General features: G+C 62.2%; 14 protein-coding genes. 1 reads left to right on the forward strand and 13 read right to left on the reverse strand.

Translation table 11 applies throughout. The features are described from left to right. Window positions 1-133: 133 nt before the first annotated feature. The 6 genes from AD665_RS11010 to exbB all read right to left on the reverse strand — a co-directional run bounded on the left by AD665_RS11010 (window position 134) and on the right by exbB (window position 7,100). Entirely contained in the window at window positions 134-1,531 is a 1,398-nt protein-coding gene (locus AD665_RS11010) for an aminoacyl-tRNA deacylase and HDOD domain-containing protein (protein WP_024780285.1), read from the reverse strand. Window positions 1,532-1,610: 79 nt separating this feature from the next. Then, entirely contained in the window at window positions 1,611-3,686 is a 2,076-nt protein-coding gene (gene recG / locus AD665_RS11015) for an ATP-dependent DNA helicase RecG (protein ID WP_024780284.1), read from the reverse strand. A 9-nt stretch (window positions 3,687-3,695) separates the two neighbouring features. After that, window positions 3,696-4,616 carry a hydrogen peroxide-inducible genes activator gene (locus AD665_RS11020; protein ID WP_024780283.1) on the reverse strand — a complete coding sequence of 307 codons (921 nt, stop codon included), beginning with the start codon at window positions 4,614-4,616 and terminating at the stop codon, window positions 3,696-3,698. 298 nt (window positions 4,617-4,914) lie between these two features. After that, the gene (locus AD665_RS11025) at window positions 4,915-5,673 is read right to left on the reverse strand and encodes an energy transducer TonB (RefSeq protein WP_024780282.1); all 759 of its coding nucleotides are present in this window, start codon (window positions 5,671-5,673) and stop codon (window positions 4,915-4,917) included. Further along, window positions 5,670-6,098 carry a TonB system transport protein ExbD gene (gene exbD / locus AD665_RS11030; RefSeq protein WP_003206888.1) on the reverse strand — a complete coding sequence of 143 codons (429 nt, stop codon included), beginning with the start codon at window positions 6,096-6,098 and terminating at the stop codon, window positions 5,670-5,672. The genes AD665_RS11025 and exbD overlap by 4 nt, the downstream gene beginning before the upstream one ends. Before the next feature lie 6 nt (window positions 6,099-6,104). Continuing rightward, complete coding sequence (gene exbB / locus AD665_RS11035; protein ID WP_024780281.1) at window positions 6,105-7,100, reverse strand: tonB-system energizer ExbB; 996 nt, start codon at window positions 7,098-7,100, stop codon at window positions 6,105-6,107. 188 nt (window positions 7,101-7,288) lie between these two features. Between exbB and AD665_RS11040 the strand changes: the two genes are divergently transcribed. Then, on the forward strand, window positions 7,289-8,146 hold the full coding sequence (locus AD665_RS11040; protein WP_053192087.1) for an SDR family oxidoreductase: 858 nt from the start codon (window positions 7,289-7,291) through the stop codon (window positions 8,144-8,146). Window positions 8,147-8,295: 149 nt separating this feature from the next. On the opposite strand, the gene AD665_RS11045 is transcribed toward AD665_RS11040, so the two are convergent. From AD665_RS11045 to tagH, 7 genes are read right to left on the reverse strand one after another with little or no spacing between them, the layout of a single operon-like run. After that, window positions 8,296-9,240, reverse strand: a complete 945-nt coding sequence (locus tag AD665_RS11045; RefSeq protein WP_024780279.1) for a serine/threonine-protein kinase — start codon at window positions 9,238-9,240, stop codon at window positions 8,296-8,298. Beyond that, window positions 9,237-9,965 (reverse strand): PP2C family protein-serine/threonine phosphatase, encoded by a 729-nt coding sequence (locus AD665_RS11050; RefSeq protein ID WP_024780278.1) that lies wholly within the window; start codon window positions 9,963-9,965, stop codon window positions 9,237-9,239. The genes AD665_RS11045 and AD665_RS11050 overlap by 4 nt, the downstream gene beginning before the upstream one ends. Beyond that, window positions 9,965-13,378 carry a type VI secretion system membrane subunit TssM gene (tssM, locus tag AD665_RS11055; RefSeq protein ID WP_053192089.1) on the reverse strand — a complete coding sequence of 1,138 codons (3,414 nt, stop codon included), beginning with the start codon at window positions 13,376-13,378 and terminating at the stop codon, window positions 9,965-9,967. The genes AD665_RS11050 and tssM overlap by 1 nt, the downstream gene beginning before the upstream one ends. 12 nt (window positions 13,379-13,390) lie before the next feature. Next, entirely contained in the window at window positions 13,391-14,254 is an 864-nt protein-coding gene (gene icmH, locus AD665_RS11060) for a type IVB secretion system protein IcmH/DotU (RefSeq protein ID WP_053192091.1), read from the reverse strand. A 5-nt stretch (window positions 14,255-14,259) separates the two neighbouring features. Beyond that, window positions 14,260-15,591 (reverse strand): type VI secretion system baseplate subunit TssK, encoded by a 1,332-nt coding sequence (gene tssK / locus AD665_RS11065; protein ID WP_024780275.1) that lies wholly within the window; start codon window positions 15,589-15,591, stop codon window positions 14,260-14,262. After that, window positions 15,588-16,091: a type VI secretion system lipoprotein TssJ gene (tssJ, locus tag AD665_RS11070; protein WP_053192093.1), complete on the reverse strand. Its 504-nt coding sequence runs from the start codon at window positions 16,089-16,091 to the stop codon at window positions 15,588-15,590. The genes tssK and tssJ overlap by 4 nt, the downstream gene beginning before the upstream one ends. 5 nt (window positions 16,092-16,096) lie before the next feature. Further along, window positions 16,097-17,296, reverse strand: coding sequence for a type VI secretion system-associated FHA domain protein TagH (gene tagH, locus AD665_RS11075; RefSeq protein ID WP_053192095.1), 1,200 nt, complete (start codon window positions 17,294-17,296; stop codon window positions 16,097-16,099). Window positions 17,297-17,303: the final 7 nt, after the last annotated feature.

The following is a 17,303-nucleotide window of genomic DNA, read 5'->3' on the forward strand; positions in this document are numbered from 1 at the left end:
AAGCAGCCCCAACAAGGTTGGATGCAATCAGCCTGACACACCCGGCATACAGATTTTAGGGCTGCTACGCAGCCCAGCGGGGATAAATCCCCTCGTCACAAAGACTCGGTGACGCAGTGACCCGGTGTGGCCTTCAGCCATGGAACTGCGAAGCCAACTCCCGCAGCAACACTTCAGCTTCCAGCACTTTGCTGACCACATCGTTAGCCTTCTCCCGCGTCAAGCCCACACGCTCGAGCAGTGCATCGGGAATCTCTTCGTCCGGGCCTGAGCCGACGCTACGGGCCCGCAGCAGGCGCACGGCCAGGCATACCAGGTTCGGGTAGGCGGCATAGTCGCCGTCGTAGTGCGGGTCGTGCTGGAAGCGCAGGGCGGTGGCCAGTTCGTCGGGCATGTCCCAGTAACGCATCAGCCAGGCGCCGATCTGTTCGCGGCTGATGCCCAGCAGGTGTTGTTCCACGTAGCTGTGGCACAGGTGCGGGTTGACCTCCAGGTGGCGGCAGATCAACGAGAAGTGCGGCGGGAACACGTGGGCCAGCAGCAAGTAGCCGAAATTGTGCAGCAGGCCGGACAGGTACGTCAGGCCGCCTTCCGGGCGCTGAGCACGGGGCATGGCGCGGGTCAGGCCTTCGATGACGGCGGCGGTGTAGATCGACTGCTGCCAGTACGGCGTGGCGTGCTGCGGGTGGTCCTTGGGCAGGCTCAGGGTCTTGCCCAGGGCGAGGCCCAGCGCCAGGTTGATCACCAGGTCGAAGCCCAGCACCCGGACGATGGCGTCTTCCACCGAACGGATCTTGCCCGGCGAGGCGTAGTAGGGCGATGCCGCCCAGCTCACCACCTGCGCGGCCAGGGCCGGGTCGGTTTCGACGACACCGGTGATGTCGTCGATGGTGGCGTCAGGGTCGACCCGCAGCTTGATGATTTTTTGCGCGGTTTCCGCCAGCGGCGGGATTTCGATGGTTTCTTCCAGTCGTTGCTGGATCCGGCGCGCGGTGAAAGCCTGTACAGCCTGGGTGATTTCCGCGCGGTCGTCGTGCGGGCGGTCCAGGTTTGGGGTGACATTGCTCACGGGCTCGCCGAACGTCGCGGCGCTGGCCTTGGTGAGCATGCTCTTGAAGGCCTCGCTGGTGATTTCCAGCAGCACCCCCGGCTCACCCGAATGGATCAGCAGCTTGGGCTCGCGCAGCAGGCTTTCTTCGTACAGACACGGCGAGCTGGTCAGCGCCGGCAGGCCGGGTAGCAGGCTCAGGTTGTGTTTGCCGAGCATGCGCTCCAGGCGTTCGGTCGGTACTGCCGTGAGTTTGCGACCGGTGAGTTCGGCCAGGCGGTTGAGGTCCAGGAGCTGGCTTTGTGGAAACAGCACCATGAGCGCGCCTACGGCGTCGTGCAGCAGAACCGCCTGTACTTTGCGGGCGGGATTCAGGCTCGGTCGTTCGGTCACTTCGTCAAAGCCGATGCCTAATTTCTCGAGCAGCTGCCGAATCACTGACGGAGCGTGCGGAATTTCGGGGGCGAGGGCAGCTTCAGTCATGGTCTGTATCCGTTTTCCTACAAGTCGAGCAGTATAACCAGCTTGCCGAGGCAGGTGCGCCCGGAAACTGCGAGCATGCTCACACTTGGCCGTATTGCTGCCCGTGGCGCAGCCAGCGGTCCAGCAGCGGGCTGACGTGGTCGGGCCAGCGTTCCAGCAGAGCCTGGGCGGCGTCGCGTACCGCAGGGAGCAGATCGGCGTCGCGCATCAGGTCGGCTACCTTGAATTGAAGCAGACCGGTCTGGCGCGTGCCGAGCATTTCACCTGGGCCGCGCAACTCGAGGTCTTTTTCGGCGATGACGAAACCGTCATTGGTTTCACGCATGATACCCAGGCGCTGGCGGCCGATCTGCGACAGCGGCGGGTGATACAGCAACACGCAATGGCTGGCGGCGCTGCCCCGGCCGACCCGACCGCGTAGCTGGTGCAGCTGCGCGAGGCCCAGGCGCTCGGGGTTTTCGATAATCATCAGGCTGGCGTTGGGCACGTCCACACCGACTTCGATCACCGTGGTGGCGACCAGCAATTGCAGGGCTCCGGCCTTGAATTCGGCCATGACGGCGGCTTTTTCGGCGGGTTTCATGCGGCCGTGGATCAGCCCGACCTTCAACTCACCGAGGGCGGCGGTGAGGTCTTCGTAAGTGGTTTCGGCGGCCTGACAGGTCAGCTCTTCGGATTCCTCGATCAACGTGCAGACCCAGTAGGCCTGCCGCCCCTCGGCGCAGGCGCTGCGCACCCGTTCGATCACTTCGACCCGCCGGGTATCGGTGACCAGCACGGTATTGACCGGGGTGCGTCCGGGGGGCAGTTCGTCGAGGATCGAGGTGTCGAGGTCAGCGTAGGCGCTCATGGCCAAGGTGCGCGGAATCGGCGTGGCGGTCATGATCAACTGATGCGGGCACATCCGCCCGCCCACGCCTTTCTGCCGCAGGGCCAGGCGTTGTTGCACGCCGAAGCGGTGCTGTTCGTCGATGATCACCAGGGCCAGGTTCTTGAACTGCACCTCGTCCTGGAACAGCGCATGGGTGCCCACCACCATCGGTGCGCCTTCGGCGATCTGCGCCAGGGCGGCGATGCGGTTCTTGCCCTTGAGCTTGCCCGCCAGCCAGGCGACTTCGATGCCCAAGGGTTCGAGCCAGCGCTGGAAGGTGATGAAATGCTGCTCGGCGAGAATCTCGGTGGGCGCCATCAGCGCCACCTGGTAACCGGCCTCCAGGGCCTGGAGCGCGGCGAGTGCGGCGACCACCGTCTTGCCGGCACCCACGTCGCCCTGGATCAGCCGCAGCATTGGCTCGGGCTGGCTCAGGTCATAGGCGATTTCATTGCCGACCCGTTGCTGGGCTCCGGTTGGCGTGAAGCCCAGGTTGGCCAGGTAGCGCGCCGGCAGGTCCCGGGCCTTGGGCATGGCCGGGGCGCGCAGCGAACGCAGGCTTTCGCGCAGGCGTTGTTGCGACAGTTGGTGGGTCAGCAGCTCTTCGAAGGCCAGCCGGTGCTGGGCCCAGTGATGACCGAGGGCCAGTTCCTCGACATCGGCATCGGCTGGCGGGTGGTGCAGGTAACGAATCGCATCGGCCAGCGGTGCCAGTTGATAGTCTCGGGCCAGTTCCTTGGGCAGCCAGTCGGGCAGGCTGCTGGGGCCCAGCAGGGTCAGGGTCTGCTGGCAGAGCTGGCGCAAGCGTTGCTGAGTCAGGCCCTCGGTGAGCGGATAGACCGGGGTCAGGGTTTCGTCCACCGGCGGCGGTTCGTCGCCGGTGATGGCGCGGTATTCCGGGTGATAGATCTCCAGCCCCGACGCACCGGGCCGCGCCTCGCCGTAGCAACGCACGCGGGTGCCCCGCTTGAGGCCTTCCTTCTGTGCATTGCTGAAGTGATAGAAGCGCAAGCTGAGCCCGCCGGTGCCGTCCTGCAGGCGCACCACCAGGCTACGGCGGCGGCCCATGACCACGTCGGCGCCGCTCACGGTGCCTTCGATCACCGCATCCTGCCCCGGCCGCAGATGGCCAATGGGCACCACGCGAGTGCGGTCCTGGTAACGCAGGGGCAGGTGGAACAGCACGTCCTGGAGGTTTTCCAGGCCGACCTTGGCCAGTTTCTCGGCCATGGCTTCACCGACACCCTTGAGTGTCGTGACCGGGACTTTGGACAACTCAGTCATGGCCGAGGCTTACTTGACCGAAGGCGGCTTGGCCACGGAGCACAGGCGGATCGAGTCAGCGAGGATCTCGATGGCCTTGGGCCGCGGGAAGCTGGCGCGCCAGGCAATGGCAACGGTACGGAACGGCACGGGCGCCGTCATCGGGCGGACTTCGATCACCCCAGGGGCGTAGTGGTGGCTGTCCACCGCCGACAACGGCAGGATCGAAATGCCCAGGCCCGAGGCGACCATGTGGCGGATGGTTTCCAGGGAACTGGATTCCACCGTGGTGTGCTTGGCGCCTTCGCTGCCCTTGGTCAGGGTCGGGCAAGCCTCAAGCACCTGGTCGCGGAAACAGTGGCCCTCGCCGAGCAACAGCAGGCTCTTGTCATTGAGCAGGCCGGCGTCGATGGACTTTTTCTGGGTCCAGGGATGCTGGGCTGGCATCAGCACGTAAAACGGTTCGTCATAGAGCGGCAGGGTCAACACGTCGGCTTCGTTGAAGGGCAGGGCGATGATGATCGCGTCCAGCTCGCCGTTACGCAGCTTGTCCCGCAGCACGTGGGTGAAGTTTTCTTCGATGTACAACGGCATCTGCGGGGCAACCCGGTGCAGTTGCGGGATCAGGTGCGGGAACAGGTACGGGCCGACGGTGTAGATGGCGCCGACTTTCAACGGAGCGGTCAGCTGGTTCTTGCCGGCCTGGGCCAGCTCGCGGATGCCCTGGGCCTGCTCAAGCACTTTCTGCGCCTGGGCAACGATGCCCTCGCCCACCGGCGTCAGGCGCACGGCGCTCTTGCTGCGCTCGAAAATCAGCACGCCGAGTTCATCTTCGAGCTTTTTCACACCGACCGACAGCGTCGGCTGGCTGACATGGCAACGCTCGGCCGCATGGCCAAAGTGCTGCTCTTGGGCGAGGGTCACGATGTAGCGTAATTCTGTGAGGGTCATGGCGAGCGTCCGTGAAGTTGCAAACCAAGCATACCGGCTGCAATCGATAGACGCACGTTATCAGACAGAGGGCGCGGTGTGACACTGTCCAATGTGTCTATGGCGAAGGGATTTGGCTTGTGGTGAGGGATTTATCTTGTGGCGAGGGGATTTATCCCCGCTGGGGCGCGCAGCGCCCCTCAACCTACCTCTCTGTGCCAGGCACACCGCTTTGGGGCCGCTGCGCAGCCCAGCGGGGATAAATCCCCTCGCCACAATGAAGCAGCCCCGTTCTGTCGCAGGGGCTTTCAGGGGGGGCTCAGCGCCGACGCTTCTCGATGGAATACACAAACGGCGCGACGATTTCGACGGAGCCATTGGTCAGCATTTCGGCCGGCGGCTTGGGCAGCGGCTGGGCGTCACGGATCATGTCCAGGGTGGCCTTGTCCAGGGACTCCGTGCCGGCGCTGTCCACCAGTTTGAACGACAGCACGTTACCTTGAGCGTCTACCACGAAGCGCAGGCGGTTGGTGCCTTCCTTGTTCATCTGCCGGGCCCTGAGCGGGTACTTCTTGTACTTGGCCAGGTGCGTCAGTAGCTTGCCTTGCCAACTGGCCTTGGCTGCCATTTGCGCAGGCGACGGACCAGGGGCCGGTTGCGCGGACTTCTCGGTCGGGGCCTGGGTCGGCTGGGTGTCGCTCGGCTTCTTCTCCGACGGCTCTTCCTTGGGCGGCTCCGGCTTTTTCTCCTCCACGGGCTTGGGCTTGGGTGGTTGAGGTTTGGGCTTGGGCTTGACCGGCTTGGGCACGGAGATCTCCGGCTTCGGCGCTTCGGCGACTTTCGGCAATGGCAGTTCTTCAACCGGCTCCGGTGGCCGCGGCGGCGTGACGACTTTCGGCGGTGCCGGCGGTGGTGGAGCCGGCAGCGGTGCCAGCTCGACCATCATGGCCTGGGGCGGCAATTCGATGGGCGGGCGCGATGTCCAGTTCAGCGCCAGCGCGATGGCGAGCGCATGCACGCCCAACACCACCGCCAGACTAGCCCCGTAACGCGTCAGCTTTTGGCGCGTATTGATCATTTTTTCGGCGCCGTCTCGAGTCCGACCAGGCCGACCTTCAAGTAGCCGGCACCGCGCAGGGCGTCCATCACACTCATCAGGTCGCCGTAGTCCACACCCTTATCGGCCTGGAAGAAGATCGTCGTGTCCTTCTTGCCCTGGGTCTTGGCATCGAGGGTGGCACCGAGGGTTTCGGCCTTGACCTCGTCTTCGCCCAGAAACAGGCGCTGGTCGGCCTTGACGCTGAGGAACACTGGTTTTTCTGGACGCGGCGATGGCTTGGCCGTCGACGCCGGGAGATCAACCTTGATGTCCACGGTCGCCAGCGGAGCGGCCACCATGAAGATGATCAGCAGCACCAGCATCACGTCGATGAACGGCGTGACGTTGATTTCGTGGTTCTCGGCCAGATCGTCGTCTGCGCCTTCCTTCAAATGCAGGCCCATGGCTGTTTACCCCACTTTCACCATGTGCGGTTGCGAGCTGCGCTCGGGGGGCTGGTGGTCGAGGTCGCGGCTGACCAGCAGCAGCACTTCGGCCGAAGCGTCGGACACCTGGGCCTTGTAGCCGGCGATGGAGCGAGCGAACACGTTGTAGATGACCACGGCAGGAATGGCCGCCACCAGCCCGAGGGCGGTTGCCAGCAACGCTTCGGCAATGCCGGGGGCGACGACGGCAAGGTTGGTAGTCTGGGTCTTGGCGATGCCGATGAAGCTGTTCATGATGCCCCACACGGTGCCGAACAGGCCCACGAACGGCGCCGTGGAACCGATGGTGGCGAGTACGCCGGTGCCGCTGCTCATGTTGCGACCGCAGGCAGCCACCAGGCGCTCGAGGCGGAAGCTCACGCGTTCCTTGATGCCTTCCTTCTCGCGGCTGTTGGTCGACAGGCGCATTTCTTCGAGCGCGTCGTGCACCAGCAGGTTGGCCAGGGTGCCTTCCTTCGCCGCCGTGGCGCTGGCTTCCTTGAGGGTGGTGGCTTTCTTCAGGGCCGCGATTTCACCGCGCAAGCGACGCTTGGCGCCCATCAGCTCGAAGCCCTTGGCGATCCAGATGGTCCAGGTGATGATCGAAGCGATCGCCAGGCCAATCATCACCAGTTTCACGATGATGTCGGCGTTCTGGTACATGCCCCATGGGGACAGGTCGTGGGCCATGCCCAGGGAGTTGTCGTCCTTCTGCTCTTCTCCCAGATGCTTCATGGCTTCACCGAATTCAGCCAGCGCCTTTTGTGTTTCGGGCGAGAGGGCCGAGGTATCGACGCTGCCGTCAGGGTTTCTCGGTACGTCTGCCTGGGTGTTCGCGGCGGGTTCGTTGGCGGCTGCAGGGATGGCGGCGTCGGCGAACGCGGCAGCAGGCGGCAGCAACAGGCTGAAAAACAGCGCTGCCACGGCGCCCCAGGCGCGAGGTCGGTTGGTTGGCGAAGCGGAGGATAGAGAGCGTTTCATGCTGGCCGGACCTGAGAGGAAAAGAAGTCGATGTTCTTCCAGGCCTCGTGAGGCCGAGAACAAAAGTGGGGTGCATTATTGCAAGTAATTCTTGTTAGCAAAAGTAATAGAGTATCTTTTTTTCCTGCATTCCTAGCCGCCCGCCTCTTGCGCGCGCTAGTCTGCGGCTTTATCCAGAGGAGATCCTGATGTCCGCGTCTTCTGTTTTGATCGCCGGTTGCGGTGATATTGGCGGCCGCCTCGCCAGCCAGTTGCTGGCCGAACATTGGCAGGTCTATGGCTTGCGACGCTCGGTTTCGAGCCTGCCGGCGGGGGTTATCGGGGTGGCGGGGGATTTGTTCAGCGCGCAATGCCCAGCCGCTTGGCCGACCGGGCCGCTGGATTACCTGGTGTACAGCGCCGCCGCCACCGAGCATGACGAAGCGGGCTATCGGGCCGCCTACATTGAAGGGTTACAACATGTGTTGGGCTGGTTGAAGCAGCATGGCCAGCAGCCCAAACGGTTGCTGTTCGTGTCCAGCAGCAGCGTATACGGACAGAAAGCGGGGGAGTGGGTCGATGAAACCTCGCCCACCGAGGCCGGCGGTTATTCCGGCCGGTTAATGCTTGAAGCCGAGCAACTGGCCCTCGACAGCGGCATCCCGGCCAGCCGCGTGCGCCTGACCGGCATCTACGGCCCGGGCCGCGAATGGCTGTTGAGCCAGGTGCGCCAAGGCTATCGCGTGGTGGTCGATCCGCCGCTGTACGCCAACCGCATCCATGCCGACGACGCCGCAGGCCTGCTGGCGTTTCTGCTGGAGGCGGATCGCCAGGGCAAAACTCTCGACGACTGCTACATCGGCGTCGACGACGCCCCCGCCGCGCTCGCCGAGGTCGTGGGCTGGCTGCGCGAATACATGGGCGTCACCGAATGGGCCGAAGACGCCAGTGTGCGCCGCGCCGGCAGCAAGCGCTGCAGCAATGCCCGGGCCAAAGCCCTGGGCTGGACTCCGCGCTACCCGAGCTTTCGCGAAGGCTATGCGGCGATTCTGGAAGGGCGTTGCTGAAAGGCCAGTGAGCCAAACGCAAACCCCCTGTGGGAGCGAGCCTGCTCGCGATGAGGCCGTAGCAGTCAACACTGATGTCGACTGACAGATCGCTTGCGCGGGCAGGTTTTTGAGGTCGGTTGGCAGGTATTGCATCTCGTCCCACCCCCTCACCACCAGGACGAAACACTCCCCAGGGCATCACGCAACTGAGCCGCGCCGATATTGCGTCGCCCCGGGTCGAGCGCCAGGGCCGTTCGGAATGCTGGCCAGCAGCGCCTGGGCAGGTTGGGCGGGGCCTTGAGCTCACGTTCCAGTCCGTCATCGCGGGCCTGGGTCGAAGGTACGCGGCGGAATGGATGCCTGCCGCCCACCAGTTCATACAACACGCAAGCCACGCCATAGACATCGGCACCCGTCGACAGCGGCGAGCCGTCCAACAGTTCAGGCGCGGCATAGCCTGGGGTCCAGGCGTTGAGGCGATTGCGATTCAGGTGGGGCAGGTCTTTCAAGGGGCCTTCTGTTGCCAGGCCCAAGCCGAAATCGAACAGGCGCACGCCGTCTTCGCTCAGCATTACATTGCTTGGTTTCACATCGCCGTGCAGAACACCTCGGCGATGGATGTAGGCCAAAGCATCAAGCAGGGGCACGGCAATCGCGCGCCATTCATGCCAAGGCAATCCGAGAGGGCGCTCGCAGAGCAGTTTGTCCAGGGTCAGGCCGCGCATCAGGTCCATGGTGATGAAAGCCCGTTGCCGGTTCGCATCCACTTCGAAGGTGTAGGGACGCAGCAGGTTCGGATGATGCAATCGTCGGGTCAGGGTGAATTCGCTGTAGAGCAGGGCACTGGCGTCGGGGGACTCATCAACGTCCTCATTGAGCATTTTCAGTGCAATGTACGGATCAGGGTCGCTGTATTGCTCTTGCAGCAGGTCTCGTGCGCGGTACACAACACCCATGCCACCAGCACCGAGCAGGTGTTCAAGGCGATAGCGTCCCGCGAGGACGTCCGGCATTTCGCCGATGCACCGTTGTCCTGGCGGCTTGGCAGATGGACGACCAGCGAACGCGACATACGTGGACTGAGGGGGCGGGGGTGCTTCAGGAAGTGTCACTGTGTAATCACCACAGCCGTCAGGTTATCCCGTGCCGAGCCGTGCAGTACCTGTTCAAACAGATAATCCAGCGCCATCTGTGGTGAGGCCAGGCTTAGCCCATCTCCCAGGGTTTGGCCGGTGAGGTCCTGATGCAAGCCGTCACTGCACAGCAAAAACGTGTCGCCGGGCTGAACGTCCAGTTCCAGCACTTCCAGTGTCAGCTCTGGCGCGGCGCCCACCGCACGGGTCAACGCTTTGGCCGCGGGATGGGCGCTGGCCTCGTCGACGCTCAGGTGTTGCTTGCTGATCAGTTGTTGTTGCAACGAGTGGTCCTTGGATAGTTGGTACAACCGTCGACCACGCCATAGGTAACAACGACTGTCGCCTGCCCAGATGCACGCACCCCGATCACCTTCCAGGAGCAATACCACTACGGTGCTGCCCATGATGGCGGGATGCTGTTCGGCGGTGATGGTCAGTTCCTGGCTGAGTCGTCGATTGGTCCAGCGCAGGCATTGGCGCACGGCCTTGGAACGCTCCCTCAGGTCTTGGTGCAGCGGCAGCGCCGCCAGGTTGGCGACAATCAACTGACTGGCGATATCACCGCCGCCATACCCACCCATCCCGTCGGCTACCGCCCACAACCCCTGCTGCGGGTAGTCGAGAAAGGCATCCTCGTTGCGTGACCGGAGTTTGCCAGGGTCCGTGCGCGCCGCGCTGCGCCAGGTATCTGCGCCATGCATCAGAGCTGTACCGGCATTCGGAATGTACGCAGTGCGCTCATGTCGAAAGGGTTTGGCGTGCGTTGGCTCATCAACAGGAAGTTGGCCCGCAGGCCCCCCAGGTCTGCCTTGAGCACCCGTACGTCGCGTCCGGTCAGGTATTCGGTTTCCATCAGGTCAAAGAGACGAAACAGCGACCACGGTCCGGTGTTTTTCTCGATGCCCACGCCGCGCCCGACCCATTTTTCCAGTACCAGGGCGGCCCGACCGTCTTGCGCGTCACTCGGCCAGGTGAACGCTATGGGCAGGATCGGGCCGTGACGGTACTCAAGCGCCTTGTCACCGAAGCGGAATTCGGAGCGGCTCACTGCCGGGTCGAGCGTGTACGGCTCAAGTTTGAACTGTACCTGCGGCTCGGCCGGGTTCTCGGCGAAAAAACTCCGGCGGATGGTGTGCGCCGCGGTCAGTTGATCCAGGAAGGCTCGGGACATCGGCAAACTCTGGCCGTCGACGCCGCGAAGTCGGTAGTGCCCAGCAGCGCCGCTGACGAAAGGTTGCAGGTAACGCTCGAAGAAGCGATCGACAATACCTTCGTCCTTGAAGAACTCCCGGAAGTCATTGATCGCAACGTCACTGGCGCTGTGGGCGCTGAACGGATACCGCTTGTTGATTGCTTTGCCGTAGAAACCGTACAGCTCGCTCTGATAGCGCTGGTTCACAAAACGGTATGAGTCGTTGAGCACCAGACGCCAGCTGTCGTCGGCCAGCCTGTTGAACCACGCGCTGATCGGCCGGGGCAGACGAGTGGAGGCATCACGCAGGTTGCTCAGGGCGTCACGCTTGCCGCTCATACGGCTCCTGGCCAGTTCGAATGCGGCCTGCTCTGGTACGCTGGCACGGGCCACGCTCGCCAATTGCAGCTGGACTTCGTCGAGGGCACGCAGGGCTTGGGTCAGGTCGGCAGAAGGGCCGTTGTCGGGGGCCAGCAGACGGTGCAAGGGTTCGAAGCGCCGCTGCAGGGATTTGTGTGCGGTGTTCGGTAATTTCTCGACGAGGCTCCCGGAGATTTTTTGAGTGGTGGCAACCAGTTGCACGCCAGCGCCATCTCCGACTCCAGGCATCGCCTCGTCGATACGTTCGGCAGCGGTCTGGAGCCGCGTGTTATCGCGTACCTGCACCAGCATCTGCAGAATCGGCGAATGGGCGGATGTCAGCCCCGCCAGTTGTTCGGCCCCTTCGCCAGTGCCGCCGAGCGATTGCAAGGCTGCCTGTCCGATGGCTTCGCTCCAATGGTCGGCGTAGTCGTGAAAATACAGCTGTTCGAGTTCGGTTATCAGGCGTCGCAAGTCCCCGCCGCTGAGGGTTGTTCCTTCGCCCAATACCCAGTTGTCCCGCAAAAGTTCGGTGATCAGTGTCATGCCCTGAACCGAGAAGTAGTGCTCATACCCTCGGCGTGTATAGAAGCCGGGAATCGGATGGTCGATGCCGACCAACAGCGGCCCTTGTGGGCCCAGGTGCTGGCTGAGCCGGTATTGCGGCAGGTGTCTGGCCTGCTCGCGCAGCATGCGATAAGCCACGGCGGCCATGGACTCGCTGCGCAGAACTTCCCGGGCCTCAGTCACTAGCGATTCATTGAGCAGTTGGGTAAACGGTTGTTGCAACAAGCGCTCGAGGTGACCACTCAAACCATCCTGGAGTGCCGTGTTGCCGGGGTAACGCAAGGACCAATCGCGAGCAACCCGATCCTTGAGCCACGGGCCATCGCGTCGTTCAGGCAGGTTCAGCATCAGATACGCGCGCAGACTGTTGAACAGATGCTCGCGGTTATCCAGATTGTCTCGGATATGTCCTTCAAGCATCCGCGTGACCCGTGGCAGCAATTGCTCTTGCAATTCACGCCTGTAGGCATCAGTCACGGCCGGTTCGCTCAGTTCGCCCTGATACAAACCGGTGCGCTCATGCAGTGGCATCTCTGCGGCGGGAGGGAAAATCCGCGTGGCTGCGAAACGTGTATCGAGTGATTCCCTCGGAGCGAGCCAATCATCATTCGGTTGCAGGGCGGAGTGCTGTTGCTCCCAGCGTTGTGCCAATGTACGCAAGTGTTCCAGGCGTTCATGGTTGGTCGAAAAACCGTTCGCCCACAACAGCCCGAACAGGCCGAGTGCTGACAGTGCCCCCAGGTACAGGGCTCGCTGGCCCCAGTGGATAAGGCTGCGCTCGCGCTTATCTAGGCCAGCCAGATCGGCTTCGGGGAAAATGACCCGATTGAGGAGTGATTGGATGAACCGTGGGCGGCCGGACGGCGAGGCGCTGGTCAGGTAGAACCCACGCAGCGGGCAGACGCTACCGGTGAAAGCTTTTTCGACCAGCAGGCACAGGTTGGCGCTGATCTGTCCCAACAGATGAGGAAAGTCGAGAATATGACTGCGACGCTGGAGGTCGCGCTCCTCATGCATTCGCATGATTACCTGGCTGTTAAGCCGGTGCAGCAGTGTCTCGAGTTCATCCCGCAGTACAGTCACGTCAGTGCCTCGCTGGTTCCGACCGAACGTCGCCCCCAGCACCTGATCACTGTCCTCACGAGTCAGCGAATCGAAGAACTCGTTGAAGCCCGGCACACAGTCTGCCTTGCTCAGTACCAGGTAAATCGGTGCATCCACGTGCAGTTGCCGTTGCATATCCTGCAAACGACCACGGATGTGACTGGCCAGGGTGATGACCTCATCCTCGCTCCCGCTACGCAGGAGCTCGATTGGTACAGTGACCAGCACGCCACTCAGGGGCCGATTGCGGCGACGCTTGCGTAGCCGTCCGAGCAAGGTGTTCCATGCACTGCCATCGACTTCGGCGTCCTCCTGGGTCAGATAGCGCCCTGCGGTATCGACCAACACCGCCTGCTCGGAAAAGTACCAGTCGCAATACCGGGTGGCCGGCGCGTCGTCCGTAGGCTTGCGTTCTGGCTTGTTGATGAAGAACTCAATGCCTGAGCGGTCGAGCAGGCTGGTCTTGCCGCAGGCTGGCGGGCCTATCAGCAAGTACCAGGGCAACCTGTTGTGCAGGTTCAGGTTGTGGCCGGAGTGCACAGGTGAAGCCCTGGGTGTGCGCAACGCTTCCTTGAAGCGCGAGTGCAGTTCGCGTCGTTCATCATCCATGCTGGCCTGGCGAAGGCGGTGATGCCGGTCGATGTCGATTGCCTGGGGCTCCGTGCCAGCGGCAGTACGCCCGCTGATGAATACCATTGCCAGCCCCCAACCCAGCAGCAGTGCACTGATGGTCAGCAAACGTGCCGTCGGGCTTGCCCAGAACTTATAGTCATCGACTGCCAGCAGCGGCCCGAGGAACCAGACCAGCAGTGTCGCGCAGAGGACCAGCAGCAACGTCCAGACCCAGGCTGGACGCACCCAGGCGCCCACTTTTCTGAAAAGAAATTTCATGACACATCCCTGTTATGGCAACGACTGAGCGGTGACCGGTTCTGGTGATCGATAAGGGTGCAGGACAATCTTGCGTTGCTCGGCCAGAACCCAGGTAAAGCTCGAGTACATCATCCCCAGGCACACCAGGGTCGAGAGCGCCACGGTCCAGGCTGGAACAATGCGAACCGGGTCGCGGCGTACCCCATCGAGGCTTTCGCAATGGGGTGATAGTTCGCTGGGAACCTCGCCACGTACTTGGCGGATCAGCCGGTAGAGGCTGTCACGGACGCCTTCGAGCTCCAGTGATCCGCGCGCCTGGACCCGGTATTTACCCTCGAAACCGAGAGACAGGCACAGGTACAGCAACTCGAGCATCGGCAAGTGCCTGGTGGGACTTCTCGACAAGCGATCCAGCAACTGGAAGACCTTTTCGCCGCCGAAGGTTTCGTTATGGAAGGTGCTGAGCAGGCTCATTTGCGACCAACCGCTTCCATTGCCCCACGATGTAGTGACCACCGCTTCATCGATCACTGTGCAAAGCACGTAACGGGCAGCGACCAATTGGCTGCTTTCGATACCGCTTTGCACCGCTCGGGCCTCGAACTGCTCCAGATCCCGGGTCAGCTCGCGCTTGAGGGTCTGCAACTCCTCACGGTCGCGACCGTGTTTAAGCCTTGCCAGCCGCGACAGCAACCCGGATGCCGCCGCCACCAGCGGATTGAGGCCCGCTGTTGATGTTCGTGTGGATGGTTGGTGCGCGGCGTAGATCATGCGCTCCTGCAACTGCTCGATACGCGGCGGCGTGGCGGCGTCGGTCAATGGCTGCGAAGCCGGGCGTTGTCCATAGTGGTCGAGCAGGACTGTGGTTTCGTCCTGAGGATTTTCCTTGTCCATTTCGGTCAGTTCCTGATAGCCCAGAAGTTCAGTTCAAGCTCGGTGAAGTCTCCGGAAACATGGAAGGCAAAGCCTGCGGAGCGCTTCAGTTGGGACAGGTCTTCGGGGTTGGGCTCGAGGATGAAGTAGGTCTTGTTGGCATGGAACGCAATCTGCCGCGGTACCACGGGCAGGGGTCTGATCCGGATGCCTGGCAAGTGCAGATTGACCAGTTGACGGATGCGTTCCACCGGACCGACCTTGAGCTGCGAAGGCAAGCGCTGACGCAGCTCTTCGCCATCGCAATGGGCGCTCGCCGCCAGGACGAACGAAGCCGAGCCCAGCAGTGAAAGATCGTGGACCGGTGAGACGATGATTCCGTATTGGCGCGCCTGCAACGGCAGTTCAATCGCATGCTGTTCAAGCACCATGGAAAGCATTTGGCGAATGCCCTGCATCAAGCTTCGGAAGCAACCACCTTGATCACTGTGACGATAATGGTTGTTGAACGGTGGGCGTTTGCTCTCCCCGGAAAACGTCGATAACTCACCCAGCAGGGTCAGCAAGGTGCGGTACAGCCGTTCGGGATGTATCTGCTCCAGGTTCAGGTCATGGCGCAACAGCAGTTCGTTACGGTTGATCAACTGCAGCATCATGAAGTCGCCGACTTGCGTACCTCCTGCCTTGCCGTTGGAGCGAATCCGTTCAGCGAGACTGTCCCCCCGGTGGCCCAGCATGCCGATGACCTCCTTGAGGCACGAGCGTAGATAACTGGACGAACTGACCTGGATGAAAGACGGGACAAAGTCCGGGTCGAGCCTGATCACGCCATCGGATGTGGCATCGAGTACCTCGCAGAGCTTGAGCTTTACGAACGCCTGATCGGTCTGCTGTTCGCCGAGCAGCAAGCGCAGATCCGGGCGGCCACAACTGATCTGGCTGCTGAGCGCGTCTGCGGCGTTGCAGTCGGCCACCTGCATTTCGTAGGTGATGTAGCGCGCCAGTACATCAGATTGCTCCGGGCGGCGGGACTCGACGCGATTGCCGGTTACCAGCGGCAAAGCAAGATAGATCGGCGTGTTGCTGGTATTGGGAGGGATTTCCAGGACCAGGGGGGCGGCGCTGCTGTTCAGCTCGAACAGGCTGCCATCCGGCAGGACCCCAGAGGCCTGGCTGATCACCAACTGACCCATGTTGAGAAACTGGGAATCGATTTCCAGCGCCAGGAATCCCCAGGTGTACTGGGTCAGGAAGCGCGTGCGGAATTTCAACTGGTGGTCGAAGTAGCGATCGTTGTGCTGCAAATGTTGCGGGCGCAGCAGCATGCCTTCCTGCCAGATGACTTTATCGTGATTCATCGGGCGTCGGCCCCGGCAGGTGGTTCAACACCGTTGACAATCCCATCCTGATCGAGGGTCAGGCTTGCCTCGGTGATCTGCGCCACAGTGACTGGCAAGGTATAACGCCAGCGAGCTTGTGGCAGGTCACGGTACGCTGCGACGACACCGACGTAACGACCACCCCCAGCGATGTCGAGCTTCAGTTCCAGGGTTTCACCCGGACGCAGCTCCAGCTCTTCGCTGGAAAGCAGATCTGGCGCCAACGTCTCCCTGGGGCGTTCATAAAGGCTGAAGAAGTCCGCATTCTCGAAGGCCACCGGGCGCCTGAGCTCGAACAGCCGCACCACCACTGGCGATGCTCGTCCGTTGAGGTCCGGGTTGAGTTGATCGCTGGCCGTCAGCGTGAGGTTGAGCTTGGTCATCGCCGAAAAGGGCGACAACGTGGCGCAACCGGCCAACAGCTGCGTGGTGACAACGGCCATCAATGCCGTGAGGAAAAGCATCGTGCAACGAGACATGTGCATCATCCATGGTGATCGGTGTGCAGGGTGGAGACCAGGCGAACCTGCTCGTCGTAGGCCTGGGCGAAATCTCGGGCAAGCAATCGTCCTGCCCAGTCGTCGTCCTGGCGCAAGGCCTGGTGATAACGGATGTAGGCCTTCCAATAGCGCCCACTCGTCCTGATCAGCGGCTTGTGGTCGCGTTCCAGTCGGAACATCAGTCGTTGGGGTGAAAAATGTTCCAGCGTCGCGCGCAACGTGGCGCGGCTTGCGGTGAGCAGGGCCACTTGATGGGCCTGCAGATCGCGGAAGGCGCGGGCAATGGACTGGTCGGCGGCCGACTGGGCCGGTGTGTTCGGTTGCAATAGCATCTGCAAGGCGTGCCGGGCGTCGTCGGCGACCTTCAACGGGTTCTTCGGCTCAACCTGGATGAGCGTCCGGGCCAGACGCAGTTCATTCTTCAACTCCGACCGGGTATGCAGACTTTGCTGCAATCCCTGGATGCTTTGCCTGAGCAACTTCACGGCATTCAATGCCAGGGTCTCACGGGCCTCGTTGTTCAGGTTTCCAAGGTCCATGCCTAGTGCTGTGCCGAAACGTTCCCAGAAGTCTTCATGTGGATGATGGGTTGCGGTGGCCGGCGAGACCGGCTCCAGGTTGGCTTCGGGCGACGCTTCGACCAGCTCCGGCAGCAGCAGGTTCTCCATGTCGATGGGCGCATAATCTGAGCATTTGAAAGCGTCCTCGGGTATGCCAGAGGGGCTGATCAGTTCATCTGTTTCCGAAAACACACCGGGTGGTTGATCCAGCGCCTTCAGTGGGTCGAGATCCAGAAAGGCATCGTCCGGAATCAGACTATCGATCGACAATGGGTCTGCCGTTGCGGTGCTGCTCGTTGCACCGGAAGCCAGCCGCGCCAGGATTTCGAAATCCCCCATGAGGAAGACATCGCCATCCTGGATGCGTACCGGCTCGCTTTTGGGCAAGCGTTCACCACTTGCTTGATGGCTCACGCCGTTGCCACTGGTGTCGGTCAGGAAAAATGCACCTTCGCGCGAGCTGATCTGCGCGTGACGTTTGGATAAAAGGCGCTGGCGGTCGGGAATGCTCCAATCACAGCTTTCGCCCCGGCCAATCACGCCGCCAGCCGCCCCGAACGTCTTGCGGCACAACGGCGCCGGAATGAACTGTCTGGCGTTCAGCATTTCAAGAACGAGCTCCATCGATACT

Origin of the sequence: Pseudomonas corrugata (assembly GCF_001269905.1) — a bacterium.
GTDB classification, from domain to species: domain Bacteria; phylum Pseudomonadota; class Gammaproteobacteria; order Pseudomonadales; family Pseudomonadaceae; genus Aquipseudomonas; species Aquipseudomonas corrugata.